This is a genomic window from Burkholderia sp. Bp8992 (genome assembly GCF_003853705.1).
GTDB lineage: Bacteria > Pseudomonadota > Gammaproteobacteria > Burkholderiales > Burkholderiaceae > Burkholderia.
In genome coordinates this window covers 92285-117953 of record NZ_QTQI01000001.1, presented here as the reverse complement: position 1 = coordinate 117953, position 25669 = coordinate 92285, and the positions used below count along the sequence as shown (strand labels likewise).

Here is a 25669-nt window from a genome sequence, read left to right as displayed (position 1 = left end):
GCCGCCCGCGTGCCGACACCCTGACCTGACGCATCCCGCATGGCCGTTTTCACTGCTGTTTCCGACTCCGATCTCGCGCAATGGATGCGCCACTACGAACTGGGCGACGTGCTTGCGTTCCGCGGCATTCCGTCCGGTATCGAAAACAGCAATTTCTTCCTGACGACGACGCGCGGCGAGTACGTCCTCACGATCTTCGAAAAGCTCTCGGCGCAGCAGCTGCCGTTCTACCTCGACCTGATGCGTCATCTGGCCGGCCACGGCGTGCCGGTGCCGGATCCGGTCCCGCGTGACGACGGCGCGCTGTTCGGCGAGCTGCACGGCAAGCCGGCCGCGATCGTCACGAAGCTCGACGGCGCGGCCGAACTCGCGCCGGGGGTCGAACACTGCATCGAGGTCGGGCAGATGCTCGCGCGCCTGCACCTCGCGGGGCGCGACTATCCGCGCAACCAGCCGAACCTGCGCAGCCTGCCATGGTGGCAGGAGAACGTGCCGGCGATCGTGCCATTCATCACCGACGCGCAACGCGCGCTGCTCGAAGGCGAACTCGCGCACCAGGCGGCCTTCTTCGCGTCGGACGACTACGCGGCGCTGCCGGCCGGGCCGTGCCATTGCGACCTGTTCCGCGACAACGTGCTGTTCGCGCACGCGGCGCCCGGCACCGGCCACGACGTGCGGCTGGGCGGTTTCTTCGACTTCTATTTCGCGGGCTGCGACAAGTGGCTGTTCGACGTCGCGGTGACGGTCAACGACTGGTGCGTCGACCTCGCGACCGGCGTGCTCGACGTCGCGCGCGCCGATGCGCTGCTGCGCGCGTACCAGACGGTTCGCCCGTTCACGGCCGAGGAGCGCCGTCACTGGAGCGACATGCTGCGCGCGGGCGCGTACCGCTTCTGGGTGTCGCGCCTGTACGACTTCTACCTGCCGCGTGCGGCCGAGATGCTCAAGCCGCACGACCCCGGCCATTTCGAACGCATCCTGCGCGAGCGTATCGCGCATGCGCCCGCGCTTCCCGAGATCCAAACCGCATGCAACTGATCGAAGTGCCCGCCAAAACGGGCTATGTCTGGTTCCGTCAAGGCGTCTGGCTGTTCCGCCGGAATCCGCTCGCGTTCATCACGCTGTTCTTCACGTACCTGCTGGCGATCACGCTGGTGTCGATGGTGCCCGTGATCGGCTCGGCGCTGCCGCTGGTGTTCATTCCCGGCGTCGCGGTCGGCTTCATGGCCGCGTGCCGCGACACGGTGGCCGGCAAGCCCGTGATGCCGACGATCCTCGTCGACGGCTTCCGCTCTTACGGCACCGTCGCGACCCAGCGGCTGCTGGTGCTCGGCGTGATCTACGTCGCGGCGATGGTGCTGGTGTTCGCCGCTTCGTCGTTCGTCGACGGCGGCGCGCTGTTCCACGCGATGATGGGCGCGGCCGACGAAGCGAGCACGACGCCGGAAGCGCTGGCCGCGCAGGGCACGCTTGGCGCACTGTTCTTCGCGACGCTGCTCTATCTGCCGATCGCGATGCTGTTCTGGTTCGCGCCGGTGCTGGTCGCGTGGCATGACGTGCCGCCCGCGAAGGCGCTGTTCTTCAGCGTCGTCAGCTGCTGGCGCAATCGCGGCGCGTTCGTCGTGTACGGCGTGCTGTGGTTCGCCGTCGCGCTCGGCACGTCGCTCGCGCTGTCGCTGCTGCTGCAGGCGCTCGGCGCCGGCGCGTATGCGCTGACGATCATGATGCCGGTGACGATCATCATCGTCACGATGCTGTACTGCTCGTTCTACGCGACCTATCGCGGCTGCTTCGGCGTCCAGGAACCGGGCGCACCGACGGCCACGTCGGGCCGCTGAAGCTTCCCCGGCCGGCGCACACCGCCGGCCGTCACGCCGCTCACCGCGCCGGGTTGCCCCCGGCGCGCTTCTGCCCCCCTTTCCCGCATCGACCGCCGGCAACCCGCGCCGGGTGCCCCTGTTCAATCCGATCTTTTGCGCGCAAAATAATTTGCGTACAAATTGTTCGCGCGTCCGCCGCGCCACCCGAATCATGGACCGCCCACCCGCACTGCCCCAGACGCTCGACGAGCAACTGTGCTTCGCGCTCTATTCGACTTCGCACGCGATGACGAAGGCGTACAAGCCGCTACTCGACAAGCTGTCGCTGACCTATCCCCAATATCTCGCGATGCTCGTGCTGTGGGAACGCGACGACATCGCGGTGAAGGACATCGCCGCGCGGCTCGATCTCGACCCGGCCACCGTCACGCCGCTGCTCAAGCGGCTGGAAGCACTCGGTTACGTCGAACGCGTGCGCAGCGCGGCCGATGAACGCGTCGTGAACGTGCTCGTCACGCCGGAAGGCCGCGCGCTGAAGGATCGCGCGCGCTCGGTGCCCGCCGATCTCTTCTGCGCGATGCAGCAGACACCCGACTTCCTGATCAGGCTGCGTGCCGATCTCCAGCAGTTGCGCGACGCGCTGTCGGCGGCCAACGAACGCTGACGCGCGCGCCGATCGACCAGCCCGGTGCTGCCGGGCTTTTTCTTGCAAATTTCATTTGCACACTAATTATTTGTGTTCTATATTTTCTACGTGGCCGGCGACATCCCGTTTGACCGGACCGCTTTTCCCCTTTTCCCGACAGGAGCTGCACGATGAACATTCTGTACAAGACCAGCGCCACGAGCACGGGCGGCCGCGACGGCCGCGCAGTTTCCGCCGACGGCAAGCTGGAAGTGAAGCTGGCCGCACCGCGTGAACTCGGCGGCACGGGCGCGGAAGGCACGAATCCGGAGCAGCTGTTTGCCGCAGGTTACTCGGCCTGTTTCCTGAGCGCGATGAAATTCGTCGCCGGCCAGAACAAGCAGGCGCTGCCGGCCGATACGCAGGTCACGGCGGAAGTGGGTATCGGCCCGAACGACGCAGGCGGCTTCGGGCTCGACATCGAGCTGCGCGTGTCGCTGCCGGGGCTCGACAAAGCCGACGCGCAAGCGCTGGTCGAAAAGGCCCACCACGTGTGCCCGTATTCGAACGCCACTCGTAACAACGTGCCGGTGCGCCTGACGGTCGTCTGACGCGACGCTGGACCGCCAATACAAAAAGGGCGCGTGCGGCATGGTGCCGCACGCGCCCCTTTTGCGCGATTCGTCGAAGCGGCGGGCCAGCGTGCCCGCCTGCGCTGCTTAGCGCGAGCCGAACGAATACGGGCGGTTCATCGCCGCTTCGCGATCGATCTTGCGCATGCGGAATTCGAGATCGTAGATGTCGGTGGCATCGGCCAGGTACGCGTCCGCGCGCTCTTTCGAGGCCTTTTCAGCGTTCTTGGTCAGCATCAGGAAGAGGTGGCTCAGCAGGTACATGTTCGATCTCGCAATCCAAAGGTTCTTTGACTAGGGTTTTCCCGAATTATAGGGAAAACCCTAGGCTTTGGCCAGCGTTGATCAGACGGTGCGTCGTTCCGTCGCCACAGTGCGTTGATTCGCCTCGAAAAAGGCCCAGATCATCGCACTCGCATCGGGGCCGGCCGCCGCATGAAACGGCACGGCTTCGTCGCCGCCGGCCCACGCATGAGCGAGCCCTTTCACATGGCAAAGCCGCACGACCGGCTCGCCGTCGCGGCAGACGTCGGTGATCTGCGCGCCTGCCTCGCGCGTCTCGACACGTTCGCCGCCGCGCAGTGCGCCGCGCGCATCGGCCAGCCCGTTCAGGCGCATGAACTGCACCGTCAGCTGGTCGGCATTCTTCGGCGCGACTACGTGGTCGGCGTCACCGTGGACGATCAGCGCCGGCATGCCGGGATACGTAGCCGCATCGGCCAGCGCATCGACCTGCGCCGCCGGGTTCTGCCGCAGGCCGCGCCGCATCACGTCCATCGCGGTGATGCCGGAATTCGCCTCGCCGAGCGCGGGACCCGAATGCAGCGCCACCGCCGCGAAACGGTCCGGATGGTGCAGTGCAAGAAGCGACGCGAGACCCGCGCCGGCCGACAGCCCCGCCACGTAGACACGCGACGCATCGAAACCATGCTCGTCGACGAGCGCGTCGACCAGCGACGCCACCGTGTTCGCCTCGCCGCGTCCGGCGCGGTCGGTATCTTCATACCAGTGCCAGCAACCATGCGCGTGTGCGCGCAGCGACTGCTCCGGATACAGCACCGCGAAACCGTGCTGGTCGGCCAGCAGGTTCATCCGCGTGCCCTGCGCGAATTCGTCGACGGACTGCTGGCAGCCGTGCAGCATCACGACGAGCGGCATCGCGCCGCGCCGGCGACCGGGCGGCACGTACAGGCCGTAGGCGAGATTCTGGACGAGGCGCCCCAGTGCGGGGGCCATCGGATGTTCGCCGCGCGTCCATTCCCCCGCCGCCCATGCGGCAGCGCGCGGACGCACGCGCGATTCGCGTGGCGGGGACAGATCGGATGCGGCCGGAGCGGCGGCAGCTTCGAGTGCGTCGCGAGTGATGCGCTGCGCATCGCGCGCCGCGCGCTTGGCGGCCGGAGACAGCATGCGTTTCATGCCGCCCAGCCACACCTTGGTCAGACTTTTGGTCATCGATCGGGCTCGCAGTCAGGAAAAAATAGGGGCGCCATGAAGGCACCGCAACGGGTGCATCGTTCGACTTTGTGCAATGCACCATAACATTGTTTCTGGGATTTTTCCTGCATGCGGATAGTTCCCGGCGGCGCAAAAATCGGGCCTCATGCATATGCGGCGCTATACTGGAGTTTCGCCGCTTGTATCCGTTGTAGTCGTTCTTCCCGGCTCGCGCGTTGATTTGAGCATTCTCCCCGCCTTCGTTCGTCCCCTTCCCGATGTTCGACCTGTCGTCTCACCTGTGGATCATGATCACCGCGTTCGGCGGCGCGGGCCTGACCTTGCCGCTCGCGATCACGATCGCCGTCTGGCTCGCGCTCGGCTACTCGTGGCGGCGCGCGGCCGCGTGGCTCGGCGTGCTCGCGGCCGCGATCGGCGTGGTGGCGCTCACGAAGATCGCGTTCCTCGGCTGGGGCATCGGCATCCGCGCGTGGGATTTCACGGGGTTCAGCGGCCATGCGATGCTGTCGACGTCGGTGTATCCGGTCGCGATCTTCCTTGCGCTGATCCGCACGCGCACGCCGGCGCGGCTCGCTGGGATCGCACTCGGGCTCGCGGCCGGCGTCGCGGTCGGCGTGTCGCGCGTCGCGCTCGATGCGCATTCGCCATCCGAATCGATCACCGGCTGCATCGTCGGCGCGATCGCCGCACTCGTGTTCATCGCCGGCTCGTGGCATGCGGTGCCGCACCGCTGGTCGGTGCCGGCGGTCGTCGCGAGCCTCGCGATCGTCACCGTCGCGCTGCACGGCATCACGGTGCCGTCGCATCGCTGGGTCACCAAGGTCGCGCTGGAACTGTCTGGCCACGAGCGCCCGTTCGTCCGCGCGCGCTGGAAGGCCAACCCGAACTACCGTCCCGCGTCGCAGCCGTCGTCGCTGCAGCGCACCGAATCGTCGACGCAGCACACGTTCCGCATGTGACGGGCCGTCCGGCCGCCCTTTTGCAGGTCTGACCATTTCATGCGCACCGTCGCATGAACGGTATGTCGAGCGTTATAACCCGCCCTATATTACGATTACGGTTTCCACCCATTCGAAACGAATCCGCCATGCGCTCGACCGTCCGTCCGCTTCGCCGCACCCTGCTCCGCCTGCTGCCGATGGCCGCGCTTGCCGCTGCCGGCATCGCGTTCAGCGCGCCCGCCTCCGCCGCCGACGAACTGGTCGTGTCGGCCGCCGCCAGCCTGACGAATGCGTTCAAGGCCGTCGGCGATGCTTACCAGAAGCAGCATCCGGACACCAAGGTGCTGTTCAACTTCGGCGCGTCGGACGTGCTGATGCAGCAGATCGCCAAGGGCGCGCCGGCCGACGTGTTTGCGTCGGCCGACCAGAAGGCGATGGATCGCGCGGTCGACGAAAAGGTGATCGTGCCCGGCACGCGTCGCGATTTCGCGGCGAACTCGCTCGTGCTGATCGTGCCGGCGGACAGCCACGCGGCAGCACCGACGTCGCTGAACGACCTGACGGCGCCCGGCGTGAAGCGCATCGCGTACGGCGACCCGGCATCGGTGCCGGTCGGCCGCTACACCGAAGGCGCGCTGCGCGCGGCCGGCGTGTGGGATGCCGTCAGCGCGAAGGGCGTGCTGGCCGCGAACGTGCGCCAGAGCCTCGACTACGTCGCGCGCGGCGAGGTCGATGCGGGCTTCGTGTTCGGTACCGACGCCGCGATCATGCCGGGTCGCGTGAAGGTCGCGCTCACGGTGCCGACCAGGACGGCCATCACCTACCCGATCGCCGTGGTCAAGGACAGCCGCCGCGCCGCGCAGGCGCAGTCGTTCATCGACTTCGTCGCGTCGCCGCAGGGCCAGGCCGTGCTGTCGACGTTCGGCTTCAAGCCCGCGGGCAAGTGAGCGTATCGCGATGCAAGACGCCTGGGTACCGCTGCTGCTGTCGCTGAAGGTTGCCGGCTGGGCAACCGCGCTCGACCTCGTGCTCGGCGTCGCGGCCGCGTTCGTGCTCGCGCGCTGGCGCTCGCCGCTGCGCGATGTCGTCGATTCCATCCTGACGCTGCCGCTCGTGCTGCCGCCGACGGTGCTCGGCTATTACCTGCTCGTGCTGCTCGGCCGGCGCGGCGTGTTCGGCGCATGGCTCGACAGCCTCGGCATCGAGCTGGTCTTCACGTGGCAGGGTGCGGTGATCGCATCGATGGTCGTCGCGTTTCCGCTGATCCTGAAGTCGGCACGCGCCGCGTTCGAAGGCGTCGATCCGCATCTCGAACGCGCGGCGCGCACGCTCGGGCTCGGCGAAGTCGCGGTGTTCTTCCGCGTGACGCTGCCGCTCGCCACGCGCGGCATTCTCGCGGGCGCGCTGCTCGCGTTCGCCCGCGCACTCGGCGAGTTCGGCGCGACGCTGATGATCGCGGGCAACCTGCCCGGCCGCACGCAGACGCTGTCGGTCGCGATCTACGCGGCCGTGCAGGCCGGCGACGACAACACGGCCAACTTCCTCGTGCTGGTGACGTCGATCACCTGCGTGCTCGTGCTGCTCGCGACCGGCTGGCTCGTGCCGTCGCGCGCCCGGCGGAGCCAGCTGACATGACGCGCGTGCCCCGTCCGTATCGTTCCGGGACCCGATTGCTTCGGTGGAGGCGCGCATGAGCCTCGTCGTCGACATCCGCAAGACCTACGCGAACGCCGAGCGGCGCTTCACGCTCGACCTGTCGTTCACCGCGACGACTCAGCGCGTCGTGCTGTTCGGGCCGTCCGGCGCGGGCAAGAGCATGACGCTGCAGGCGATCGCCGGGCTGCTGTCGCCCGACGAAGGCTCGATCACGCTGAACGGCGAAGCGCTGTTCGACGCCGCGCGCCGCATCGACGTGCCGACCCGCGACCGCCGCGTCGCGTACCTGTTCCAGGACTACGCGCTGTTTCCGCACCTGAACGTGCGCCAGAACATCGCGTTCGGGCTCACGCCGGGGCTGCGCAATCCGCGCGCGAAGGCGGTGCCGCCCGAGGTCGCGTACTGGCTGCGCGCCTTCGACCTGGAAACGCTCGCGGGGCAGTATCCGTCGCAACTGTCGGGCGGGCAGAAGCAGCGTGTCGCGCTGGCGCGCGCGCTGGTCGCGCAGCCGCGGATCCTGCTGCTCGACGAACCGTTCGCGGCGCTCGACGGCGCGATGCGCCAGCGCATGCGCCACGAGCTCGCCGAGCTGCAGGCGCGGCTCGATATCCCGATGGTGCTGATCTCGCACGACCCCGACGACGTCGCCGCATTCGGCGACCAGGTCGTGCAGTTGAGCGAAGGACGCGTGCAGGCGAACCCGCCGCACGCCGAGTGGCCGACGCGCGTCACCTGAGCGCGCGCGGCCGTGGTCGTGGCAGGCAGGTTGGAGCCTGAGAGAAGCCGCGCGTAGCGGCATAGGCTGAAAGCGGAAACGAAGCCGGTATCGCGCACGTGCGGTGCGATGCCGGCTTCGCCCCGTCCGTCACACGATCTTCGACGCGCGCCGCCCGGGCTGCTTCGTCAGCCCGTCACGGCGAGAATCACGCTCGACGCCTTGAACAGCGCGATCGCCGGTCGACCGGCGTCGAGTTGCAGCGCCTCGACGCTGTCGTTGGTGACGACGGCCGTCAGCGTCCCGCCACCGTCGAGCGCCAGCGTCACCTCGCTGTTCACCGCGCCCGTCGCGACGGCTTCCACACTGCCTCTCAACTGGTTGCGCGCAGACACCTTCAGGTCCGACCCGCCATCGTCCACCGCGAGCACGACCCACGACGCCTTCACCAGCGCGCAGGCATCCGCGCCTTCCCGCAGGCCGAGCGCCTCGGCGCTTTCGTGCGTGAGCACGGCAACGACCGGCTGCCCGCCGGGCAGCGCGAGCGTCACCTCGTCGTTGACGGTGCCGCGCACGATCGACGCGACCTTGCCGAACAACTGGTTGCGCGCGCTCGTCTTCATCCCGATCCGGCCGATCAGCGCCCAGTCGACGTCGAAGCCGGCGACGGCCGCGCTCGCGGCCTCGATGAAGCGGCGATGCTCGCGCTCGATCGTGCGGAACGCGGCGATCAGCGACGTCGCACGCGGCGTCAGCGTCGTGCCGCCGCCGCCCTTGCCGCCCGTCGACCGCGCGACGAGCGGTTCGCCGGCGAGATTGTTCATCGTGTCGACGGCGTCCCACGCGGCCTTGTAGCTGAGGCCGACGGCCTTCGCCGCACGCGTGATCGAGCCGGTGTCGCCGATCGCCGCGAGCAGCGCGATGCGCGTCGCGCCGCCGAGCGTCTGCTCGCCGGCGCGCAGCCACAGCTCGCCGCCCAGTTCGAGCGGTTCGGCGGACGAGGAGGAATGCGGTGCGTCGGTCATCGGAATGCGTGCGGGAAACGGGCGGCCATTATAGTCAGCGCGCCGCTCAGCCCGGCTTGCCGTCGAGCTTCGGCGGGCGCAGGCTGGCCAGCAGCGTTTCGGCGTCGCGCGCCGCGCGCTGTTCGAGCGCCGCGCCGTAGCCGCGCACGAAACCGATCTGGTATGGCGGCGCGTCCAGCTGCTCGAGGTGATGCAGCGCGACGATCGTGTCGTTCGCTTCACCGAGCACGCTCTGCACGCGCGAGAGCGCCTTGACCGTCTCGTTGCGCGTGCGGCGCGACGCCAGCGACGCGAAGAATTCGAGCGCATAGCGCAGCCGCTTCGCGTCGATCCGCACCTGGTGGCGCGCAGCCGAATCGAGCGACGTGAGCGACGGCGATGCGTAGAGATGGCCGAACAGCCGGCGCACGCGCTTCGTCGCGTGCCGCCGCAGCGACGGTGCGTCGCCGCCTTCGGCCGCCGGCAGCGCGAGCGTGCCCAGCCATTCGAGCCAGCCGAGCGTCAGCCGCGCATAGCGGGCGGAATGCAGCGCCTGCCGCAGCTCGACGCGTGCGGCCATCGCCTGCGCGCGGGCCGCGTCGAGCGTGCCGTCCCAGTCGCCGTCGCCGCCGTCGGCCGCGATCAGCGCGGGCAGGCTCTCGGTCGAAAAGACGTCCCAGTCGCGTACCGTGCCGAGCAGACCGGCGAGCCAGCGCAGGTCGACGCCGAGCGTGTCGCGCCACTGGCGGTCGGCAAAGCGCGGGAAAAAACGCATCAGCGTGCGCAGGCGGCGCAGCGCGACGCGCATCTGGTGAACGAATTCGGGATCGTCGCGCTCGAGCACGCCGCCTTCGTTGCCGAGCCACTGCGCGGTGATGTCGCCCGACAGCGCGAACAGCGCGGCACGTTGCGTGCGGATGCCGGTCAGGTCGACGAGCTGCGCCTTGACCAGCCCGGCGGCCACCGGCGCGCCCGCGCAGGCGCGGTCGATCACGCTCGTCAGTTGCACGAACGCGGGCCACGCGCCGCTCAGCTCGCGCGCCGCGGCAAACAGCGCATGCAGTGCGGCCGTGCGCGCGGGCACGGTTTCCCAGTCGGGTGCCGCAAGCCGCAACTCGACGTAGCGGCGCGGCGGCTCGCCGCCGCCGGACAGCGTGATGTCGTCGAGCGTCAACTCGACCACGACGCCGCTGTCGTCGGCCCACCGCCCGCGCCGCCGTTCGCTGACGAGGCGCAGCGCCGACGTGTCGAGCCGCGCACCCGCATCCGGTGGCGCGGCGTCACGCGCGGCGCCATCGACTTCGTCCGTCGGCGCATCGGCATCGGCTGCGATCGTCGTAACGGGTACGGGTAACGGCATCGCGACGACGATGCCGGCATGCTCCGCATCGAACAGTTCGCGCTCGGTGACGCCGGGCGCGAACGCCTTCGTGCGCGACGCGACGACGCGCCTGCCATGCGCGTTCGATTCGACCCAGGTCCACCAGCTTGCGCCGGGGCTCGCCTCGGCCTCCTCGATCTGGCACGGCTCGATCGTCACGCGTTCATGGCCGCGCCGCATCCGCACCTGCGGGCAGATCCGCCACGCCCGCACCAGCTCGGCGCCGAAGTCGCGCTGCGTGCCGCGGGTGCGGCTCGCAGCCTTGACCGGCCAACCTTCCAGCGACAGCGACAACACGATTTCCAACGCACGCGACATGAAGGCTCCTGCACAAGAAGAATCGCCGGCGTATCGACCACGCCGGCGTCGTCCGTGAAGCAGCTTCCATAGTACACGTCGCACAATCGTGCTGGCGACGATCTGGCCCTGTCGTCGTGTCCCAGGTCAAACGGCGTATTGCGCGAGACCATTGCCGAACGACCAGTTCTCCTTCAGCACTTCGACAAGACTGATGAATACGTCCTGCTGCCGCACGCCGGGCTGCTCCGCGAGGTTGTCGGCGATCGCCCGGTACAGCGCCCGCTTCTGCTCGAGCGTGCGCGTGTTGTTCGCGGTGATCTGGATGATCACGAGATCGTCGCTGCGCTCGATGTCGAGGTAATGGCGGCCATACACGAAGTTCTCGGCCGCATGTTCGGTGACGACCATGAAGATGTCGTCCTCGGGCACGTTGAACGTGCGCACCAGCGCGCGCTGCACGCCGTCGACGATTGCCGCGCGGTAGGCGGCCGGTTTGCCTTCGCGTACGGCGATACGGGTAAGTGGCATGGTCCTGCTCCTGTCGGTGAAGTTGACGTTGAAGAACGGAAACACAGCATCAGGTTAGGCGCGCATAACTATAATGAACAGTCATTGATGAATATTTCATTCATTTACATTCAAAATGAAAGTACTCGATCTCGATGCCGTGCGCGCGTTCGTGCTGGTTGCCGATCTCGCCAGCTTCACGCGCGCCGCCGATGCGCTCGGCACCACGCAATCGGCCGTCAGCCTGAAGCTGAAGCGGCTGGAGGCCCATCTCGGCACGCCGCTGCTCGCGCGCACGCCGCGTGTCGTCAAGCTGGCGGCCGACGGCGAGAATTTCCTGCCGGCCGCCCGCGCGCTGCTCGATGCGCACGAGCACGCGCTCGGCGCGATCTCGGCCGGCACGGTCCGCCTGTCGCTCGGCGTCAGCGAGCACGTCGCGGTGCCCGACCTGCCGGCCGTGCTCACGAGCCTGCATCGGCAGGATCCGGGGCTGTCGCTGGAAATGCATCTCGGGACGTCGACGAACCTGCTCGCGCAATACGACGAACGCCGGCTCGACGCGGTGATCGTGCGGCACGAGCCAGGCGAGGATTCGCCGCGCGAAGACGGCACGCTGCTGTTCACCGAGCCGCTGGCCTGGCTCGCCGCGCCCGACTGGGTGCCGCGCGCAGGCGAGCCGCTGCCGCTCGCGGTGCTGGCCGGCCCGTGCGGCGTGCGGGCGGCCGCGCTGCGCGCGCTCGATCGTGCAGCGCGGCCGTGGCGCGAGCGCTTCATCGGCGGCGGCGTCGCGGCGGTCACGGCCGCCGCCGCAGCAGGGCTCGCCGTCTGCCCGCTCGCGCGGCGCGTCGCCCCGCGCACGCTGGCCGACGTCGGCGCGAAATTCGGGCTGCCGCCGCTGCCGCAATCGCAGGTCGTGCTGTATTCGCGGGTACGCGACGCCCGGGCGGCGGCGGCGCTGCGCCGGTTTGCCGACAGCCTTGCAATCTCGGCGTAAACTAGCGGGTCGCCGCCTGTAATCTCCAGAAGAATTCCGATGAAGCCCGAAGCCCGCAAGCACCTCCACGCCAACCTGCTGATGCTCGCCGCCGCCGCGATCTGGGGCTCGGCTTTCGTCGCGCAACGCCTGAGCCTCGACGTGATCGGGCCGTTCCTGTTCACCGGGCTGCGCTTCCTGCTCGGCGCGCTCGTGCTGGTGCCGCTGCTGATGCTCAACGCCGCGTCGCGCGCGCAGCTCGCGGCCATCCGCCGCGACCCGGCGCTGTTGCTGCCGGGCCTCGCGCTCGGCGGGCTGCTCGCGGTATCGATCTCGCTGCAGCAGGTCGGCCTGCAGTTCACGCGGGTGGCCAACGCGGGCTTCATCAGTTCGCTGTACGTCGTGATCGTGCCGCTGATGGGCGTGTTCGCGCGCCACCGGATCGGCGCGGGCACGTGGTTCGGCGCGCTGCTCGCGGCGATCGGCCTGTATTTCCTCAGCATCGACGAGCATTTCTCGGTGCTCTACGGCGACTGGTTCCAGCTCGCGGGCGCCGTCATCATCGCCGCGCACGTGATGGCCGTCGGCCATCTCGCGAAGCGCCACGATCCGCTCGTGCTCGCGTTCCTGCAGTTCCTCGTGTGCGGCATTGCGTGCCTCACGGTCGGCCTCGCCGTCGAGCCGGTCAGCGTCGCGATGCTGCGCGGCGCACTGCCGACGCTGCTGTACGGCGGGCTGCTGTCGGTGGGCGTCGGCTATACGCTGCAGGTCGTCGCGCAGCGCGACGCGGCGCCCGCGCACGCGGCCGTGATCTTCAGCATGGAAGGCGTGTTCGCGGCGGTCGCCGGCTGGGCCGCGCTCGGCGAAACGCTGACGCTGCGCGCGCTCGTCGGCTGCGCGCTGATGCTGGCCGGCCTGCTCGCGTGCCAGTTGCTGCCGAACGGCGACGCCCGGAAAAAGGACGAGGACGCACTGCCGGCGTGACGCGCACGGTCCCTATAATGACGGTTCGCGTGACTTCCACGCCAACCGTTTCCGACAGGCCAGCTCCGTGACGTCCACTACCGTCGATCCCGCCGCCGACCTGCTGCGCGAGCGCGCAGCGCATTACGCCGCCCAGGCCGCGCTGTTCCTGCGCGACCAGGCGCTCTCCACCGCGTCGCACGACCTGCGCAGCCCGCTGAACGCGATGCACAGCTGGGCATACGTGCTCGAGCGCCAGCTCGCCAATGCCGATCCGAACCTGCAGCGCGCACTCGCGGGCATCCGCACGGGCATCGACCAGCAGGTTGCGCTGATCGACGACGTGCTCGACGCGCCACGCGCGGAAACCCGCACGCTCGCACTCAAGCCACAGCCGTTCGCGCTGCGCCCGCTGCTCGACGACACGATCGCGCTCGTGCGCGCGACGCTCGCCGACGCACGGCAGGTCGCGCTCGACGCGACGCTGCCGGACGGCGAGCCGTCGCTGACCGTCGACCGCGAGCGCATCGCGCAGGCGCTGTGGACGATGCTGACGACCGCCGTCGAAGCCAGCGCCGCCGGCACTCGCGTGACGTTCGAATGCACGCGCGACGGCGCGCAGTTCACCGCACGCGCTACCTGCACCGTGAATGCCGACGCGCTCGCCGATCCCGCGCAGCCGCACGCGTTCGAAGCGTTCGCCCGGCGCGAGATGCTGCGCGAGCGCGACGCGAAGCGGATCGCATGGACGCTCGCGCTGTGCCTGCGCGTCGCGCTCGCGCACGGCGGCGCGTTCTCGCATACCGCGTTCGCCCACGGCGCAGTGACCACCCTCACCTTCTCCGTCCCCTGTGAGGCGCCGGTGTAAGTATTCGGCCGCCCCATTCATTACAAATTCCTTTCTGGCTCTATACTGACGGGCCTGTCATAACCGGAGCGATTCTTTGTTACAGATCTTCGCGCTCATCGGCGCGTTGTTCCTGGTGGCCCTCAACGGGTTCTTCGTCGCGGCCGAATTCGGCCTCGTCAAACTGCGCGCCACGCGCGTCAAGACACTGGCCCGCAAGCACGGCCTGCGCGGCCGCATCCTCGGCATCGTGCACGGCCGCCTCGACGCGTATCTTTCCGCGTGCCAGCTCGGCATCACGCTCGCGTCGCTCGGCCTCGGCTGGGTCGGCGAACCGGCCTTCGCGCAACTGCTCGGCCCGCTGCTCGACCTGATCGGCGTGGAGTCCGAACGCGTCGTGCACCTGATCTCGCTCGCGTTCGCGTTCTCGCTGATCTCGTTCCTGCACATCGTCGTCGGCGAACTGGCGCCGAAATCGATGGCGATCCGCCAGCCCGAGAAGGTCGGCCTGTGGGTCGCGCTGCCGCTGTATGCGTTCTACTGGGCGATGTATCCGGCGATCTGGGTGCTCAACAACAGCGCCAACGCAGTGCTGCGGCTCGCGGGGCTGTCGGCCGACCACGGCGGCGACGCGCACTACTCGACCGACGAACTGAAGCTGATCCTGCGCAGCCGCCGCAGTACGGCCGGCAATACCGCCCAGCCGGCGCGCGGCACGTACACCAACGACGAATGGAACACGCTCGCGCATTCGCTCGACTTCTCGTCGATGACCGTGTCGGACCTGATGCGGCCGGCCCATGAAATGATCGGCCTGCGGCGCGACCTGCCGCTGCCCGACAACATGGAGATCGTCGCGCGGCACCGCTTCAGCCGCTATCCGCTGTTCGAGGACGCGTCGCGCGAACAGGTGAGCGGGCTGATCCACCTGAAGGACCTGCTGCTCGCACGTCATGCCGGCGCGGCGCTCGAAGACCTGTCCGACTACGTGCGCCCCGTGCAGTACGTGCGGCCCGACACGCCGGCGCTCGACCTGTTCCGCCGCTTCCGCAAGGGCGCGCCGCACTTCGCGCTGGTCGGCAACAAGGGCGAGAAGCCGATCGGCTTCCTGACGCTCGACAACCTGCTCGGCGCACTGGTCGGCCAGATCCACGACGAGTTCCGCCAGGGCGATGCCGACTGGAGCCGCCTCGACGACGGCACGCTGATGGGCAAGGGCAGCCTGCCCGTCGTGTCGCTCGAGCAGGCGCTCGGCATCGACATCGACGAAGGCCGCGCGGAGTCGGTCGGCGGCCTCGTGATCCAGGCGCTCAGCGACCTGCCGACCGAAGGGCAGCGCGTGTCGTTCGACCGCTTCGACGTCGTCGTGAAGAAGATGAACGGGCCGCGCATCGTGCTCGTGCGCGTCTATCCGAAAGTCGCGAAAGAGGCCGACGAATGACGGCCCCGCTGCGCCGCACGCGATGAACCCGGTCGCCGCGCCGCTGCCGCGCTGCTGCGTGATCACGCCGGAACCGGCGTCCGCAGCGGCGGCCGATCGCGCGGCGTTCCTCGACCGGCTGTCGGCCGTGCTCGCACGCGGCGAAACGCTCGTGCAACTGCGCGTGAAATCGCTCGACGCAGCCGCGTTCGCGTCGCTCGCCGCCGCGGCGCTCGCGCGCTGCGACGCGGCCGGCGCCCACCTGATGCTCAATGGCCCGATCGATGCAGCCGGCGTGACGCGGCTCGACGGCGCCGGCTGGCATCTCGACGGCACCGCGTTGCGCGCCGCCGCGCAGCGGCCGTTGCCGGCCGGACGATGGGTGTCCGCCGCGTGTCACACGCACGACGACCTGCTGCTGGCCGCGCGCGCCGGCGCGGATTTCGTCACGCTGTCGCCGGTGTTGCCGACGCTCAGCCACCCCGGTGCGCCGACGCTCGGCTGGGCGCAGTTCGCAGCGCTGGCCGCGCAGGCCGCGATGCCCGTCTTCGCGCTCGGCGGGATGACGCGTGCGGATCTCGACGATGCGCGCCGCCACGGCGCGTACGGCATCGCGGGCATTCGCGGGTTCTGGTAAGTCCGGGATTTCCTGCCGTGCAGCCGGGCACGCATGCGCCCGGCCTTCCAGCCATCACGCCGTCGTCGGCTCAGGCGTTCAGGTTCGCACGCATGCCGCGCCACGAACCGTCATCGATGCGCCGCACGTCGTGCGTCAGCGCATAGTGGTTGACGTCGCCCGTCAGCCACGCGACGAGCGAATACGGCGGCAATTCCCCTTCATCGACGCGGTCGCGCGCACGCGCCGGCGTCTCGAACACGACGCGCCCTTTCGGCGCGTCGAACCGCAGCGCATCGGGCGACAGGTTCAGCGCGATCGTCAGCGTCTCGTCGTCGGCGAGCCGCCATGACGCGAGCAGCGCGTCGGCATCGCCGTCGCCGTCCGCCTTCAGCGCATGCGCGTCCTGCGGCCGGCAATCGGACAGCCGCGGCGCGATCAGCTTCGCGCGCACCGCGAGCGCCGACTGCACGAAGTGCGCACGATCGGCGTCGCGCGCGGTTTCGTCGAAGATCAGCGGGATCTGCGGCGTGAGCAGCGACAGCGCGAGCGCAGCCAGGCCGGCCTCCTGCGCGTGGTCGCTCTGGCCGCTGTCGCGCCATGCGCCGTCGGACAGCACGAGCGACGTCAGCGCCAGCCCGCCGTCGGCCCTCATGCCCTCTGCCGATGCGGCCGGCTGGAATGCCGCACCGGCCGCGGTCAATGCACGCGCGAGCGTGTGGATCGACTGGTGCGTGGAAATGCCTTCGTGGGCCGACGTATCGCGCCCCGTCAGCCGGTGCAGCGCGCGTTCGCCGCACCCGTTCCACTGCGCGTCGAAATGCGTATCGGCGAGATGCGCGGGATGCCGCTCGCTGCCGAGCACGAGATGAATGAGCCGGTCGGCCGGCACGGCCGCGCGCACGCGGTCCGCGATCTCGCGCAGCCACGACACGCCGATCCGGTCGGCTTCACGCAGGCGCAGCCCGTCGCAACGGTATTCGTCGATCCAGTACAGCGCGTTGTCGCAGAAGAAATCGCAGACTTCCGGGTGATCGAGCGCCAGCGGCGCAGCCTGCAGCGGATCGTCGCGCGTATGGAAGAACGGCGCCGCGTAGTGGCGCAGCGCGTCGGTGCCGCTGCCGAAGCGCGCGTAGTCGAGCTCCAGCAGCACCGCGAAACCGTAGCCGTGCGCTTCGTCGATCAGCGCCTTCAGCGCGTCGGGGCCGCCCTCGGCCGCGAGCGGCGCGAACGGCAGGCTGTCGTGCGGTGACGCGAGCAGTTCCAGCGCGGTCACGCCGAGCCGCGCGAGCTGCGGCAGGCGGCGGCGCACGCCGTCGAAGCCGCCCACCGCGTGCGGCCGGATCGCGTAAAGCGCCATGTCTTCCCACGCACGCCCGTGCCAGAACGTGTTGCGCCACGTGAACGCACGCGGATCGACGACTTCGCTCGGGCCGTTGAGCCCGTCGGGTTGCGAGCGCGACGCGGGATCGGGAATCGACACGGCATCGTCGAGGCGATAGCGGTAACGGGTGCCCGCGCCGCAGTCGGCGAAGACTTCGAACCAGTTCGGGCCGGCGGCCGTCATCGGAACGAGCGTCGGGTCGGAGCCGGAATCGAGTTCGAGCTGAACCTGCGTACTGCCCGGCGCCCACACGCGGAAATGCGTGCGCGGCGACGTGCCGAGCGCGCCACAGGGCTGCGCGCCAAACGGCAAACAATGGATGTAGTGCTGCGCGTACGGATCGTGCGGACAATCGGACATCATGCGCTCCTCGTGCGTACCGAGCGGCATGGCCGCGCCCGTGGCGCGGCGCATCGGGGCCCGGCATGCGAAGGCCAGGCGGGGGGAGAGAACCGAGTATGCGCCGGATTCGCCACCGCGATGCAGGCTGGTCAGACATTTTTAAATGCGAACCGACCCCTGGGAAAACGGGCTTGCCGGCACGTGCCGGCGAATCGGGTAGTCGGCATACCGGAATGTCTGCTCGCCTTGTTGCGCGGGCCGTGCGCCCGTACGCTCTGCGTCAGGCTCGCGGGCACGTCGTCCGCCACAAACCCAAGGAAACCGCCATGTCGCTTCCCGCCAGCGCCGCGAAATTCGATCCGTCACGCGCGCAGGAATACGCCGCGCAATCGCGCATCGCGCTCGCCGGCTACGATGCATGTCACGAACTCACCGCGTGCATGCTCGCGTCGGCGATCGGCGCGACCGATGCGCAAATCCTCGTCGCGGGCGCAGGCGGCACGGGGCAGGAAATCTGCGTGGCGGCCGCGCTCGAACCGGGCTGGCAATTCACGGCGGTGGACCCGTCCGCGCCGATGCTCGTGCTCGCGCGCTCGAACGTCGAGGCCGCAGGCTTCGGGTCGCGCACGACGTTCGTCGAGGACGGCGTCGACGCGCTGCCCGATGCCGCCGCGTTCGACGGCGCAACGCTGATCGGCGTGCTGCATCACGTGCCGGGCGACGACGCGAAGGCCGCGCTGCTGCGCGCGATCGCGCGGCGCCTGAAGCCCGGCGCACCGCTCGTGCTCGCCGGCAACCATCGCCGCTATGCGGACCACCCTCGCCTGCTCGACGCGTGGCAGCAGCGCTGGCGCATGAAGGGCGCCACGCCCGACGCCGTACGCGCGCAACTCGCGAAGATCCTGCAGGGCGCCGATCCGCCCGCCTCCGAGGACGCCATGTTCGACCTGCTGCGCGACGCGGGCTTCGATGCGCCGCTGCGCTTTTTCGCGAGCCTGTTCTGGGGCGCGTGGGTCGCGGTGCGGCGCGCATAGCGGTTCGGCACGGCGCCGGACGGGATTCGCGTGCATGCCACGCGCGCTGGGTATGATGTCGTTCCCGCCCCTTTCCGGCCACGACATGCTCACCGTCCATCACCTGAACAACTCGCGCTCGCAGCGCGTGCTCTGGCTGCTCGAAGAACTGGAGGTGCCGTACGAGATCGTCCGCTACGAACGCGATCCGAAAACGATGCTCGCGCCGCCCGAACTGCGCGCGATCCATCCGCTCGGCAAGTCGCCGGTCGTCACCGACGAAGGCCGCACGTTCGCCGAATCGGGCGCGATCATCGAGTACCTGGTCGAACGCTACGGCAACGGGCGCCTCGCGCCGCCGCCCGGCACGCCCGGGCGGCACGAGTACACGTACTGGCTGCACTACGCGGAAGGATCGGCGATGCCGCCGCTGCTGCTCAAGCTCGTCGCGCTGCGGATCGCGCATGCGCCGATGCCGTTCTTCGCGCGGCCGATCGCGCGCAAGATCGCCGCCACGCTGCAGTCGGGCTTCGTCGATCCGCAGATCGCGCTGCATCTCGGCCATATCGACGGCGCGCTGGGCCGCACCGGCTGGTTCGTCGGCGACGGCTTCAGCGCGGCCGACATCCAGATGAGCTTCCCGCTCGAAGCGGCGACCGCGCGCGGCGGCGGCAGCCGCTATCCGGCGATCGCGCGCTTTCTCGACGCGATCCATGCGCGGCCCGCGTACCAGCGGGCGCTGGAACGCGGCGGCCCGTACGGCCTGCTCGCGTGACCGGCGTCAGCTCAGCAGGCCGGCCGCGACGTTGATCGACAGCCCGAGCACGGCCATGTTGAAGTAGAACGACAGGATCGACTGCGCGAGCACCGAGCGTCGCGCGGAGCGGTTCGCGAGCGACACGTCGGCCGTCTGCGACGCGACCGCGATCGTGAACGCGAAATACAGGAAGTCCCAGTAATCGGGCTCGGGGTTGCGGTCGGGGAAGCGCAGCGCGCGGTCGCTGGACGGCGAGCCGTAATAGAGCCGCGCATAGTTCAGCGTGAAGATCGTCGGGATCAGGAACCACGCACCGAACAGCGTCGCGGCCGTGATCGCGTAGTGGCTGAGCCCCGCGCTGAAGCCCACGCTCTTGACGGTTGCGAGTTCGATCGCGATCGCAGCGACGCTCGCGACGGTCGCGAAGCACACGACGGTCAGCACGGTCGTCGCGTTTTCGTCTTCACGGATCGCGACTTCGCGCACCTTGTGATGATGCGCGGTAACCATGCGCACCCACATCAGCACGAGATACAGCCAGACCGTGCAATCCCAGCCGATCAGCGCCCGCACGGCCGGACGCAGCGGAAACGGCAGCAGCACCGCGCACAGCAAGCCTGCGACGAACGCCACGACCATGCGCGGCCGGTTGCGTAATACCTGCGGATAAAGCGTCATCGTGTGATTCCGAAAGCGGATGGAAAGGGTTCGAACGGCGCACGGGGCGGCCCGCTGCGCCGCGCCGTAGGATACCGCGCCCGATTATCGCCATTCCATCGTGACGTGGCGATGGGCGCGAGCGCCTAAGATAAGGGGATGACTGCCACCGCCCCCCTCTGCCGCCACCCCGCGAACACCGCCGGCTGCGACTTCGTCGTCGGCGACCTGCACGGGTGCGTGGACGTGCTGCGCGCGCTGCTGCGCGACATCCGCTTCGATCCGGCCCGCGACCGCCTGTTCTCGGTCGGCGACCTGGTCGACCGCGGCCCTGCCTCCGAAACCGCGCTCGACCTGCTCGACCGTCCGTGGTGCCACGTCGTGCGCGGCAACCACGAGGAAGTGCTGAGCCTCGTGTCGCGCGGCAAGCTGTCGCCCGACGCGTGGCGCGGGATCGGCGGCGACTGGGGCGCCGACCTGCCGCCGGAACGGCTGCACGCCCATGCGGCGCGCGTCGACGCGCTGCCGCTGGTGCGCGTGATCGGCGACGGCCCCGGCCGCTTCAACGTGCTGCATGCGGAATTCTTCGGCTCGGACGCCGATCTCGACACGGGCAGCTATGCGCACGACGTGCGCGAGCGGCTGATCTGGGGTCGCGATCTCGTCCAGGGGCTCGCCGATCCGGCGCGGCAGGCCGGGCTGTCGCTGACCTGCACCGGGCATACGCCCGTGCGCGCGCCGCAGCGGATCGGTGCGCAATGGTTCATCGACACGGGCGCGTTCGCGCCGGCCGGGAGGCTCACGCTCGTCGAGCCGCGTACCGGCAGCACGTGGTCGATGACGCAGGCCGAGGCGCGCGAGCGCCACGCGGGCGACTGGCCGCTGCCGTAACGCGCTCGCGCCCCTGCACCGTCGCCGGCCACGGCGCGCGAGCCGGTGCGTGCTAGCCGACCTGGTTCAGCTCGAACACCGCATCGACACCGGTGCCGTTCCAGTTGTATTCGAGATAGGCCGCGTGATGGCAATCGCGCAGCAGCGCGGTGCGGAACGCCGCCAGACACTCGCCGCGCGGGTCGCGCACCGACGGATAGACGATCCCCGCGCCGCCCGCGTTGCGCACCGCCCGGCCGAGCGCCTGCCCGGCGCCGTAGTCGAGCGGATGCAGCAACGCGGGATCGCGCTGCGGCCAGGTGCGCACGTCGACCACGCTGCCCTGCGCGAACACGGTGTAGAGCCGCATCTGCTGGCGCATCGGCGGCTCCTTCGTCGCGGCCAGGAACAGCGCGCTGTGATAGCGCGTTTCGGCGATCGCCGTATCGCGCGAGCGGGTGCAATAGAACACGCCGTAGCTGCCGTCGGAAAAGCGGCTGCCCTGCGGATTCAGGTGCGTAAACGCAGCCATGATCGGCCCCCAGCCCAGCCCGTAGCGGCGCTCGGCAGGCGGCACGAGGTCAAGCGCGCCGATTTCGTTGCGGATGCGGTCGTTGGTCAGCGACTCGAGCGCATACAGCGCGTCGAAATCGTCCGCCGAGGCGACGCGGTCGAACAGGTTGATTGCCGGAAAACGGGTGGGAATCACACGATAGGCAGGTGCCCAGTCGACCGTGGTCGTGGGCCATTGTTGTGTTTCGATCGGCATCGTCACGCCCAGCCACCCCGCATCGCGTCGAGATATTGCCGGACGGCGACCAGATCGCCGACGTTGCCGGCGAGCATCCGGTCGAGTGCGCGCCGGCCGCCGAACGGCGCCGCGTCGTTGGGCCGCTTGACCCACGCGTCGGCCGCGGCCGGCTGCGGCAGCAGGATCTGCAGCGCCTTGTAGATGCCGAGCAGCAGCGACAGCCGCTCGAGCGTATCGCGCGGCAGCCGCGCCGATTCCGGCGTGGCCTTCCACTTGAAGAACGTCGAACGGCCGGGCGACCCGAGCAGCACGATCTGCTCGTCGATCGTCAGTTCCCAGTCGCGCGCGATGTTGAAAAACGCACGCAGGCCGGCCGCCGACATCTGGGCGACCGAGGCCTGCGGCGGGGCGGAATGCGAATCGTAGGCGGGCTGTGACATGATCGTTAGTCTCGAAACGAATTTACTAACAAGATTAGTCCATTTTCGTATTTTTGCAAGGGTCGACACCCGTCGATCGGCCATTGCTTCCGACGGAACGATATTTTTTGTCCATTCTGGACTCGTATTTTATTTTCTGCGTTAATGACCGTGCGGACACCGCGCGAAGACGCGGCTCGTATCCGTGAAACCGTGTCGCACAGAACCCGGAAGCACCCGCCAAGGAACGCACCATGAAGAGACTGATTGCCGCTGTTTCGATCGCCCTGCTCGCGGTATCCGCAGGCCCCGCCGCCGCGAAGGACTGGACCACGATCCGCTTCGGCACCGATGCCAGCTACGCGCCGTTCGAGTCGAAGGCGCCCGACGGCAAGCTCGTCGGCTTCGACATCGACCTCGGCAACGAGATCTGCGCGCGGCTGAAGGCCAAGTGCGTGTGGCTCGAGAACGATTTCGACGGGATGATTCCGGCGCTGAAGGCGAAGAAGTTCGACGCGGTGCTGTCGTCGATGTCGATCACGCCGCAACGCGCGGAACAGATCGGCTTCACGACGAAGATCTACAACCAGCCGACGCGGCTCGTCGTGAAGAAGGGCTCGCCGCTGCTGCCGACGGCCGAATCGCTGAAGGGCAAGTCGATCGGCGTCGAGCAGGGCACGACGCAGGAAACGTACGCGAAGGCGTACTGGGGCAAGCAAGGCGCGAACGTCGTGTCGTACCAGAACCAGGACGGCGTGTACGCGGACCTGACGTCGGGCCGCCTCGATGCAGCGCTCCAGGATGAAGTGCAGGCCGCGATCGGGTTCCTGAAATCGCCGCGCGGCGCGAACTACACGTTCGTCGGGCCCGAACTCGTCGACGAGAAGATGCTCGGCATCGGCGCCGGCATCGGGCTGCGCAAGGAAGACGCCGACCTGAAGGCGAAGATCGATCGCGCGATCCTCGACATGGTCAAGGACGGCACCTACAAGCGGCTCGCGTCGAAGTACTTCGACTTCGACATCTACGGCAGCTGAAACGGCGTCGCGCGCGTACGGGTGCCACTCCCGTCGCGCGCGTCCGACCGCCCCTCCCCTTCAACCGGATGGCAACGGCACCGCGCGGTTCGCCGTTGCATCGAATGCTCTTGTCTTGCGTCGCGTGCACGACACGGCGCCTCGACCATCGTTCGGATTGCAGATCAATTGCCCAGGGAACGACCGGCAACGCGAACGGCCGGCCTGCTGCTCGGGGTCAATAGGCGAAGATCGGGCGCCGCGGTACCGGCGCCCGTGCGCACATGCCCATGCGAACCGGGTTGGCGTGCAGGAAAGTGCCGACCCGGCGCGGATGACCGGCAACCAGCCGGATCCGCCTCGCACCGGGCGCGGAGAGATGGCCTGTCGATGCATGCCGGCCGGCTGCGAGTGCGACGTTCGACCGGCGATGCCCCGAGTCACTGCGATCGCGGCCTGCCGGCCGCGGCGTGTGGCGATCGTTCATTTTCTACCCCGTTTGCTGTGTGATGTTTGTTCCGGCAACCGGACGATGCCGGTGCCCCGACGATCAGGCGACGACGTCCGTTGCCCGCCGGAACGCGGCAACTGCGCCGCGCTCCGCCGCCGCATCCCCGCGGAGTGCGTCCTGGCCGCTGGAACCGGCCGGACCTCGCGTCGTCGACTTTCGCATGACAAGCTTCGCAAGGAGCGGGCCAGCCACGCGTAAGCCTGTCCAGACAAGGGGTTGGCAGTGCCCGCAGGCAGCCGGAACGGGGGCGGATTGGCGGAAGTTGCGAATCTGAAACATGCGGCACGCGGCACGCGCCGGACGGGCGACGGCAGAGCCTTGCGGGATAAGGCTGAACAATGGAGCGCGGCGTTTTTACCGATAGGTGCCGGGCCGTTCGGCGCGGTTTGCCGCGAGAATTCGCCCGGCTGCCGACGCGAAATGTTTCATGCGCTTTACATGCCCGCCGGCGCGGCGGGTCGACACGGGCCGGGCCGGACGACCGCGCCGGCTGCACGGTGCAACCGGCGCGGTCGTGCCGCACCGGCTCCTGCTCAGCCGACCCGCTGATGCCCGGCGTCGCCGGACGGCGCGCCGTCGTGCCCGCCGTTGTCGCCGTTTCCGCCGTTGTTGTCGTGATCGTTCAGCCCGTGCTCGATCATCATCCGGTAGAGCGTCACGCGCGAGATGCCGAGTTCGGCGGCGGCCTTGTTGATCCGGTGATCGTTGCGCAGCAGCGCGTTCTCGATTGCGGTGCGCTCGGCGAGCGCCCTCGCCTGTTCGAGCGTCACGGGTTCGGTTTCGCCGGGCGTCTCGAGCCCGAGATCGTGCGGCGTCAGCAGCCGGCTCTCGGCCATCACGATCGCGCGCCGCACGCGGTTGATCAGCTCGCGCACGTTGCCGGGCCATTCGTAGCGGCGCATCGCATCGAGCGCGGCCGACGTGAAGCCGCTGATCTTGCGACCGCTGTCGGACTTGAATTTCTGCAGCACGTAGTGCGCGAGGATATCGATGTCCTTGCCGCGCGCGCGCAGCGGCGGCTCGTGGATGCGCAGCACGCACAGCCGGTGATAGAGGTCCGCGCGGAAGCGCCCGGCCTCGACCGCGCCGTCGAGATCCACGTGCGTGGCCGAGATGATCCGCACGTCGACCGCGATCGATTCCTGCCCGCCGAGCCGCTCGATCTTCCCTTCCTGCAGGAAGCGCAGCAGGCTCGCCTGGCTCTCGACCGGCATGTCGCCGATCTCGTCGAGAAACAGCGTGCCGCCGTTCGCCGACTCGATCCGGCCCGCGCGCCGCTGGTTCGCGCCGGTGAATGCGCCGCGCTCGTAGCCGAACAGTTCCGACTGCAGCAGGTGATGCGGAATCGCCCCGCAATTGATCGCGATGAACGGCCCCTTGCCGCGCCCGGAACGCTCGTGAATCGCGAGCGCGGTCAGTTCCTTGCCGGTACCCGACTCGCCCGAGATGAACACGCTCGCATCGGTCTTCGCGACCTTGCGGATCGTGCTGAACAACTGCTGCATCGCTTCGCAGTTGCCGATCATCCCGTGTTCGCCTATCGACGCCGCATAGGCCGCGCCGTCGACGCGATCGAGCGCGGCCATCCCGCGCGCATGACCAAGCACATGCGAAATCCATTCGTAGGGCAGCGGCAGCGTCACATAGTCGAAACAATAGCTGCGGATCAGCTCGCGCACGGCAGGACTGATCGTAATGCCGGCCTGCGCGATGGAAATCCAGCCGATCGCCGGCTGGCTCAGGCACGCCTTCAGCGCGGGATAGTCGCGCGACGTGAACCCCGTGAAATCGACCAGCCCGGCCGCGACGCTCACGCCGGAGGTCATGTTCTGCGCGGCGCCGGCCGTCTTCGCGACCGCGATCTCCCAGCCGAGCCCGCGCAGTTGCGCCAGCAACGGCTCGTCGGGCGTCCGCATGATCACGAACAGCTTGCGTCCAGCCTCGGGAGCGGTGACGGATACATCCGTCATCTCGGGCGCCGCCTGCCCGTTTGCGTCGGGTGACCTTGCAACCATCGTTGTTCCCCGCTTGGCGTTGGTATCGTGCGCCGGCTCGCCGCCGTGTCCGACGGACCACGATTGAACCGACATA

General features: G+C 68.9%; 27 protein-coding genes. 17 read left to right on the top strand and 10 right to left on the bottom strand.

What is annotated here, in order from left to right:
- Nucleotides 1-39 precede the first annotated feature (39 nt).
- The 4 genes from DIE03_RS00575 (at nucleotide 40) to DIE03_RS00560 (ending at nucleotide 3056) form a co-directional block, all read left to right on the top strand.
- A complete protein-coding gene (locus tag DIE03_RS00575; protein ID WP_124446484.1) occupies nucleotides 40-1038 on the top strand; it encodes a homoserine kinase in 999 nt (332 codons plus the stop codon).
- The gene (locus DIE03_RS00570; RefSeq protein WP_124446482.1) at nucleotides 1029-1838 is read left to right on the top strand and encodes a BPSS1780 family membrane protein; all 810 of its coding nucleotides are present in this window, start codon (nucleotides 1029-1031) and stop codon (nucleotides 1836-1838) included. The genes DIE03_RS00575 and DIE03_RS00570 overlap by 10 nt, the downstream gene beginning before the upstream one ends.
- Before the next feature lie 193 nt (nucleotides 1839-2031).
- Complete coding sequence (locus tag DIE03_RS00565; protein ID WP_124446480.1) at nucleotides 2032-2484, top strand: MarR family winged helix-turn-helix transcriptional regulator; 453 nt, start codon at nucleotides 2032-2034, stop codon at nucleotides 2482-2484.
- Between the two features lie 152 nt (nucleotides 2485-2636).
- Nucleotides 2637-3056: an organic hydroperoxide resistance protein gene (locus tag DIE03_RS00560; RefSeq protein ID WP_124446478.1), complete on the top strand. Its 420-nt coding sequence runs from the start codon at nucleotides 2637-2639 to the stop codon at nucleotides 3054-3056.
- Between the two features lie 108 nt (nucleotides 3057-3164).
- Here DIE03_RS00560 and DIE03_RS00555 read toward each other — a convergent pair whose 3' ends face one another.
- Complete coding sequence (locus DIE03_RS00555) at nucleotides 3165-3341, bottom strand: DUF3563 family protein (RefSeq protein WP_124446476.1); 177 nt, start codon at nucleotides 3339-3341, stop codon at nucleotides 3165-3167.
- A gap of 81 nt (nucleotides 3342-3422) precedes the next feature.
- Nucleotides 3423-4532, bottom strand: coding sequence for a PHB depolymerase family esterase (locus DIE03_RS00550; RefSeq protein ID WP_124446474.1), 1110 nt, complete (start codon nucleotides 4530-4532; stop codon nucleotides 3423-3425).
- Nucleotides 4533-4792: 260 nt separating this feature from the next.
- On the opposite strand from DIE03_RS00550, the gene DIE03_RS00545 reads away from it, so the two are divergent.
- The 4 genes from DIE03_RS00545 to DIE03_RS00530 all read left to right on the top strand — a co-directional run bounded on the left by DIE03_RS00545 (nucleotide 4793) and on the right by DIE03_RS00530 (nucleotide 7868).
- Nucleotides 4793-5494: a phosphatase PAP2 family protein gene (locus tag DIE03_RS00545; RefSeq protein WP_124446472.1), complete on the top strand. Its 702-nt coding sequence runs from the start codon at nucleotides 4793-4795 to the stop codon at nucleotides 5492-5494.
- Nucleotides 5495-5622: 128 nt separating this feature from the next.
- Nucleotides 5623-6423, top strand: coding sequence for a molybdate ABC transporter substrate-binding protein (gene modA / locus DIE03_RS00540; protein ID WP_124446470.1), 801 nt, complete (start codon nucleotides 5623-5625; stop codon nucleotides 6421-6423).
- 10 nt (nucleotides 6424-6433) lie between these two features.
- The gene (gene modB, locus DIE03_RS00535) at nucleotides 6434-7111 is read left to right on the top strand and encodes a molybdate ABC transporter permease subunit (protein WP_124446468.1); all 678 of its coding nucleotides are present in this window, start codon (nucleotides 6434-6436) and stop codon (nucleotides 7109-7111) included.
- Nucleotides 7112-7166: 55 nt separating this feature from the next.
- Nucleotides 7167-7868: a sulfate/molybdate ABC transporter ATP-binding protein gene (locus tag DIE03_RS00530; protein WP_124446466.1), complete on the top strand. Its 702-nt coding sequence runs from the start codon at nucleotides 7167-7169 to the stop codon at nucleotides 7866-7868.
- Nucleotides 7869-8035: 167 nt separating this feature from the next.
- Here the strand turns inward: DIE03_RS00530 and DIE03_RS00525 are convergent, their stop codons facing one another.
- The 3 genes from DIE03_RS00525 to DIE03_RS00515 form a co-directional block, all read right to left on the bottom strand.
- Nucleotides 8036-8872, bottom strand: a complete 837-nt coding sequence (locus tag DIE03_RS00525; RefSeq protein WP_124446464.1) for a TOBE domain-containing protein — start codon at nucleotides 8870-8872, stop codon at nucleotides 8036-8038.
- Nucleotides 8873-8918: 46 nt separating this feature from the next.
- On the bottom strand, nucleotides 8919-10550 hold the full coding sequence (locus DIE03_RS00520; protein ID WP_124446462.1) for a CHAD domain-containing protein: 1632 nt from the start codon (nucleotides 10548-10550) through the stop codon (nucleotides 8919-8921).
- Between the two features lie 126 nt (nucleotides 10551-10676).
- Nucleotides 10677-11060 (bottom strand): tautomerase family protein, encoded by a 384-nt coding sequence (locus DIE03_RS00515; protein ID WP_124446460.1) that lies wholly within the window; start codon nucleotides 11058-11060, stop codon nucleotides 10677-10679.
- 115 nt (nucleotides 11061-11175) lie between these two features.
- Between DIE03_RS00515 and DIE03_RS00510 the strand changes: the two genes are divergently transcribed.
- From DIE03_RS00510 to DIE03_RS00490, 5 genes are all read left to right on the top strand, one after another.
- Nucleotides 11176-12033, top strand: coding sequence for a LysR family transcriptional regulator (locus tag DIE03_RS00510; protein ID WP_124446458.1), 858 nt, complete (start codon nucleotides 11176-11178; stop codon nucleotides 12031-12033).
- A 39-nt stretch (nucleotides 12034-12072) separates the two neighbouring features.
- The gene (locus DIE03_RS00505; RefSeq protein ID WP_124446456.1) at nucleotides 12073-12996 is read left to right on the top strand and encodes a DMT family transporter; all 924 of its coding nucleotides are present in this window, start codon (nucleotides 12073-12075) and stop codon (nucleotides 12994-12996) included.
- 67 nt (nucleotides 12997-13063) lie between these two features.
- Complete coding sequence (locus DIE03_RS00500) at nucleotides 13064-13843, top strand: sensor histidine kinase KdpD (protein WP_124446454.1); 780 nt, start codon at nucleotides 13064-13066, stop codon at nucleotides 13841-13843.
- Nucleotides 13844-13919: 76 nt separating this feature from the next.
- The gene (locus tag DIE03_RS00495; protein WP_124446452.1) at nucleotides 13920-15263 is read left to right on the top strand and encodes a hemolysin family protein; all 1344 of its coding nucleotides are present in this window, start codon (nucleotides 13920-13922) and stop codon (nucleotides 15261-15263) included.
- Between the two features lie 22 nt (nucleotides 15264-15285).
- Nucleotides 15286-15879, top strand: a complete 594-nt coding sequence (locus DIE03_RS00490) for a thiamine phosphate synthase (RefSeq protein WP_124446450.1) — start codon at nucleotides 15286-15288, stop codon at nucleotides 15877-15879.
- 70 nt (nucleotides 15880-15949) lie between these two features.
- Here DIE03_RS00490 and DIE03_RS00485 read toward each other — a convergent pair whose 3' ends face one another.
- Nucleotides 15950-17602 carry a DUF3459 domain-containing protein gene (locus DIE03_RS00485; RefSeq protein ID WP_124446448.1) on the bottom strand — a complete coding sequence of 551 codons (1653 nt, stop codon included), beginning with the start codon at nucleotides 17600-17602 and terminating at the stop codon, nucleotides 15950-15952.
- 308 nt (nucleotides 17603-17910) lie between these two features.
- Here DIE03_RS00485 and DIE03_RS00480 point away from each other — a divergent pair, with 308 nt between their 5' ends.
- Together DIE03_RS00480 and DIE03_RS00475 are read left to right on the top strand one after the other, a co-directional pair.
- A complete protein-coding gene (locus tag DIE03_RS00480; protein WP_124446446.1) occupies nucleotides 17911-18618 on the top strand; it encodes a class I SAM-dependent methyltransferase in 708 nt (235 codons plus the stop codon).
- Nucleotides 18619-18703: 85 nt separating this feature from the next.
- Nucleotides 18704-19372, top strand: coding sequence for a glutathione S-transferase (locus DIE03_RS00475; protein WP_124447257.1), 669 nt, complete (start codon nucleotides 18704-18706; stop codon nucleotides 19370-19372).
- A gap of 6 nt (nucleotides 19373-19378) precedes the next feature.
- Here DIE03_RS00475 and DIE03_RS00470 read toward each other — a convergent pair whose 3' ends face one another.
- Nucleotides 19379-20032 (bottom strand): DUF1345 domain-containing protein, encoded by a 654-nt coding sequence (locus DIE03_RS00470; RefSeq protein ID WP_124446444.1) that lies wholly within the window; start codon nucleotides 20030-20032, stop codon nucleotides 19379-19381.
- A gap of 138 nt (nucleotides 20033-20170) precedes the next feature.
- Here DIE03_RS00470 and DIE03_RS00465 point away from each other — a divergent pair, with 138 nt between their 5' ends.
- On the top strand, nucleotides 20171-20902 hold the full coding sequence (locus DIE03_RS00465; RefSeq protein ID WP_124446442.1) for a metallophosphoesterase: 732 nt from the start codon (nucleotides 20171-20173) through the stop codon (nucleotides 20900-20902).
- A gap of 52 nt (nucleotides 20903-20954) precedes the next feature.
- On the opposite strand, the gene DIE03_RS00460 is transcribed toward DIE03_RS00465, so the two are convergent.
- Nucleotides 20955-21650, bottom strand: a complete 696-nt coding sequence (locus tag DIE03_RS00460) for an RES family NAD+ phosphorylase (protein ID WP_124446440.1) — start codon at nucleotides 21648-21650, stop codon at nucleotides 20955-20957.
- Between the two features lie 2 nt (nucleotides 21651-21652).
- Nucleotides 21653-22072 (bottom strand): MbcA/ParS/Xre antitoxin family protein, encoded by a 420-nt coding sequence (locus tag DIE03_RS00455; RefSeq protein ID WP_124446438.1) that lies wholly within the window; start codon nucleotides 22070-22072, stop codon nucleotides 21653-21655.
- A gap of 233 nt (nucleotides 22073-22305) precedes the next feature.
- On the opposite strand from DIE03_RS00455, the gene DIE03_RS00450 reads away from it, so the two are divergent.
- The gene (locus DIE03_RS00450; RefSeq protein WP_124446437.1) at nucleotides 22306-23088 is read left to right on the top strand and encodes an ABC transporter substrate-binding protein; all 783 of its coding nucleotides are present in this window, start codon (nucleotides 22306-22308) and stop codon (nucleotides 23086-23088) included.
- A gap of 1023 nt (nucleotides 23089-24111) precedes the next feature.
- Here the strand turns inward: DIE03_RS00450 and DIE03_RS00435 are convergent.
- Nucleotides 24112-25593 carry a sigma-54 dependent transcriptional regulator gene (locus DIE03_RS00435; RefSeq protein ID WP_124446433.1) on the bottom strand — a complete coding sequence of 494 codons (1482 nt, stop codon included), beginning with the start codon at nucleotides 25591-25593 and terminating at the stop codon, nucleotides 24112-24114.
- Nucleotides 25594-25669 lie beyond the last annotated feature (76 nt).

Excerpts from the sequence above, each read along its gene's own strand:
- DIE03_RS00545 (WP_124446472.1), top strand. The coding sequence starts at position 4,793 with ATGTTCGACCTGTCGTCTCACCTGTGGATCATGATCACCGCGTTCGGC.
- DIE03_RS00560 (WP_124446478.1), top strand. The coding sequence starts at position 2,637 with ATGAACATTCTGTACAAGACCAGCGCCACGAGCACGGGCGGCCGCGAC.
- DIE03_RS00450 (WP_124446437.1), top strand. The coding sequence starts at position 22,306 with ATGAAGAGACTGATTGCCGCTGTTTCGATCGCCCTGCTCGCGGTATCC.
- modA (WP_124446470.1), top strand. The coding sequence starts at position 5,623 with ATGCGCTCGACCGTCCGTCCGCTTCGCCGCACCCTGCTCCGCCTGCTG.
- DIE03_RS00565 (WP_124446480.1), top strand. The coding sequence starts at position 2,032 with ATGGACCGCCCACCCGCACTGCCCCAGACGCTCGACGAGCAACTGTGC.
- DIE03_RS00455 (WP_124446438.1), bottom strand. The coding sequence starts at position 22,072 with ATGTCACAGCCCGCCTACGATTCGCATTCCGCCCCGCCGCAGGCCTCG.
- DIE03_RS00555 (WP_124446476.1), bottom strand. The coding sequence starts at position 3,341 with ATGTACCTGCTGAGCCACCTCTTCCTGATGCTGACCAAGAACGCTGAA.
- DIE03_RS00480 (WP_124446446.1), top strand. The coding sequence starts at position 17,911 with ATGTCGCTTCCCGCCAGCGCCGCGAAATTCGATCCGTCACGCGCGCAG.
- DIE03_RS00465 (WP_124446442.1), top strand. The coding sequence starts at position 20,171 with ATGACTGCCACCGCCCCCCTCTGCCGCCACCCCGCGAACACCGCCGGC.
- DIE03_RS00550 (WP_124446474.1), bottom strand. The coding sequence starts at position 4,532 with ATGACCAAAAGTCTGACCAAGGTGTGGCTGGGCGGCATGAAACGCATG.
- DIE03_RS00520 (WP_124446462.1), bottom strand. The coding sequence starts at position 10,550 with ATGTCGCGTGCGTTGGAAATCGTGTTGTCGCTGTCGCTGGAAGGTTGG.
- DIE03_RS00515 (WP_124446460.1), bottom strand. The coding sequence starts at position 11,060 with ATGCCACTTACCCGTATCGCCGTACGCGAAGGCAAACCGGCCGCCTAC.
- DIE03_RS00505 (WP_124446456.1), top strand. The coding sequence starts at position 12,073 with ATGAAGCCCGAAGCCCGCAAGCACCTCCACGCCAACCTGCTGATGCTC.
- DIE03_RS00525 (WP_124446464.1), bottom strand. The coding sequence starts at position 8,872 with ATGACCGACGCACCGCATTCCTCCTCGTCCGCCGAACCGCTCGAACTG.
- DIE03_RS00530 (WP_124446466.1), top strand. The coding sequence starts at position 7,167 with ATGAGCCTCGTCGTCGACATCCGCAAGACCTACGCGAACGCCGAGCGG.
- modB (WP_124446468.1), top strand. The coding sequence starts at position 6,434 with ATGCAAGACGCCTGGGTACCGCTGCTGCTGTCGCTGAAGGTTGCCGGC.
- DIE03_RS00435 (WP_124446433.1), bottom strand. The coding sequence starts at position 25,593 with ATGGTTGCAAGGTCACCCGACGCAAACGGGCAGGCGGCGCCCGAGATG.
- DIE03_RS00460 (WP_124446440.1), bottom strand. The coding sequence starts at position 21,650 with ATGCCGATCGAAACACAACAATGGCCCACGACCACGGTCGACTGGGCA.
- DIE03_RS00510 (WP_124446458.1), top strand. The coding sequence starts at position 11,176 with ATGAAAGTACTCGATCTCGATGCCGTGCGCGCGTTCGTGCTGGTTGCC.
- DIE03_RS00485 (WP_124446448.1), bottom strand. The coding sequence starts at position 17,602 with ATGTCCGATTGTCCGCACGATCCGTACGCGCAGCACTACATCCATTGT.
- DIE03_RS00570 (WP_124446482.1), top strand. The coding sequence starts at position 1,029 with ATGCAACTGATCGAAGTGCCCGCCAAAACGGGCTATGTCTGGTTCCGT.
- DIE03_RS00475 (WP_124447257.1), top strand. The coding sequence starts at position 18,704 with ATGCTCACCGTCCATCACCTGAACAACTCGCGCTCGCAGCGCGTGCTC.
- DIE03_RS00490 (WP_124446450.1), top strand. The coding sequence starts at position 15,286 with ATGAACCCGGTCGCCGCGCCGCTGCCGCGCTGCTGCGTGATCACGCCG.
- DIE03_RS00470 (WP_124446444.1), bottom strand. The coding sequence starts at position 20,032 with ATGACGCTTTATCCGCAGGTATTACGCAACCGGCCGCGCATGGTCGTG.
- DIE03_RS00575 (WP_124446484.1), top strand. The coding sequence starts at position 40 with ATGGCCGTTTTCACTGCTGTTTCCGACTCCGATCTCGCGCAATGGATG.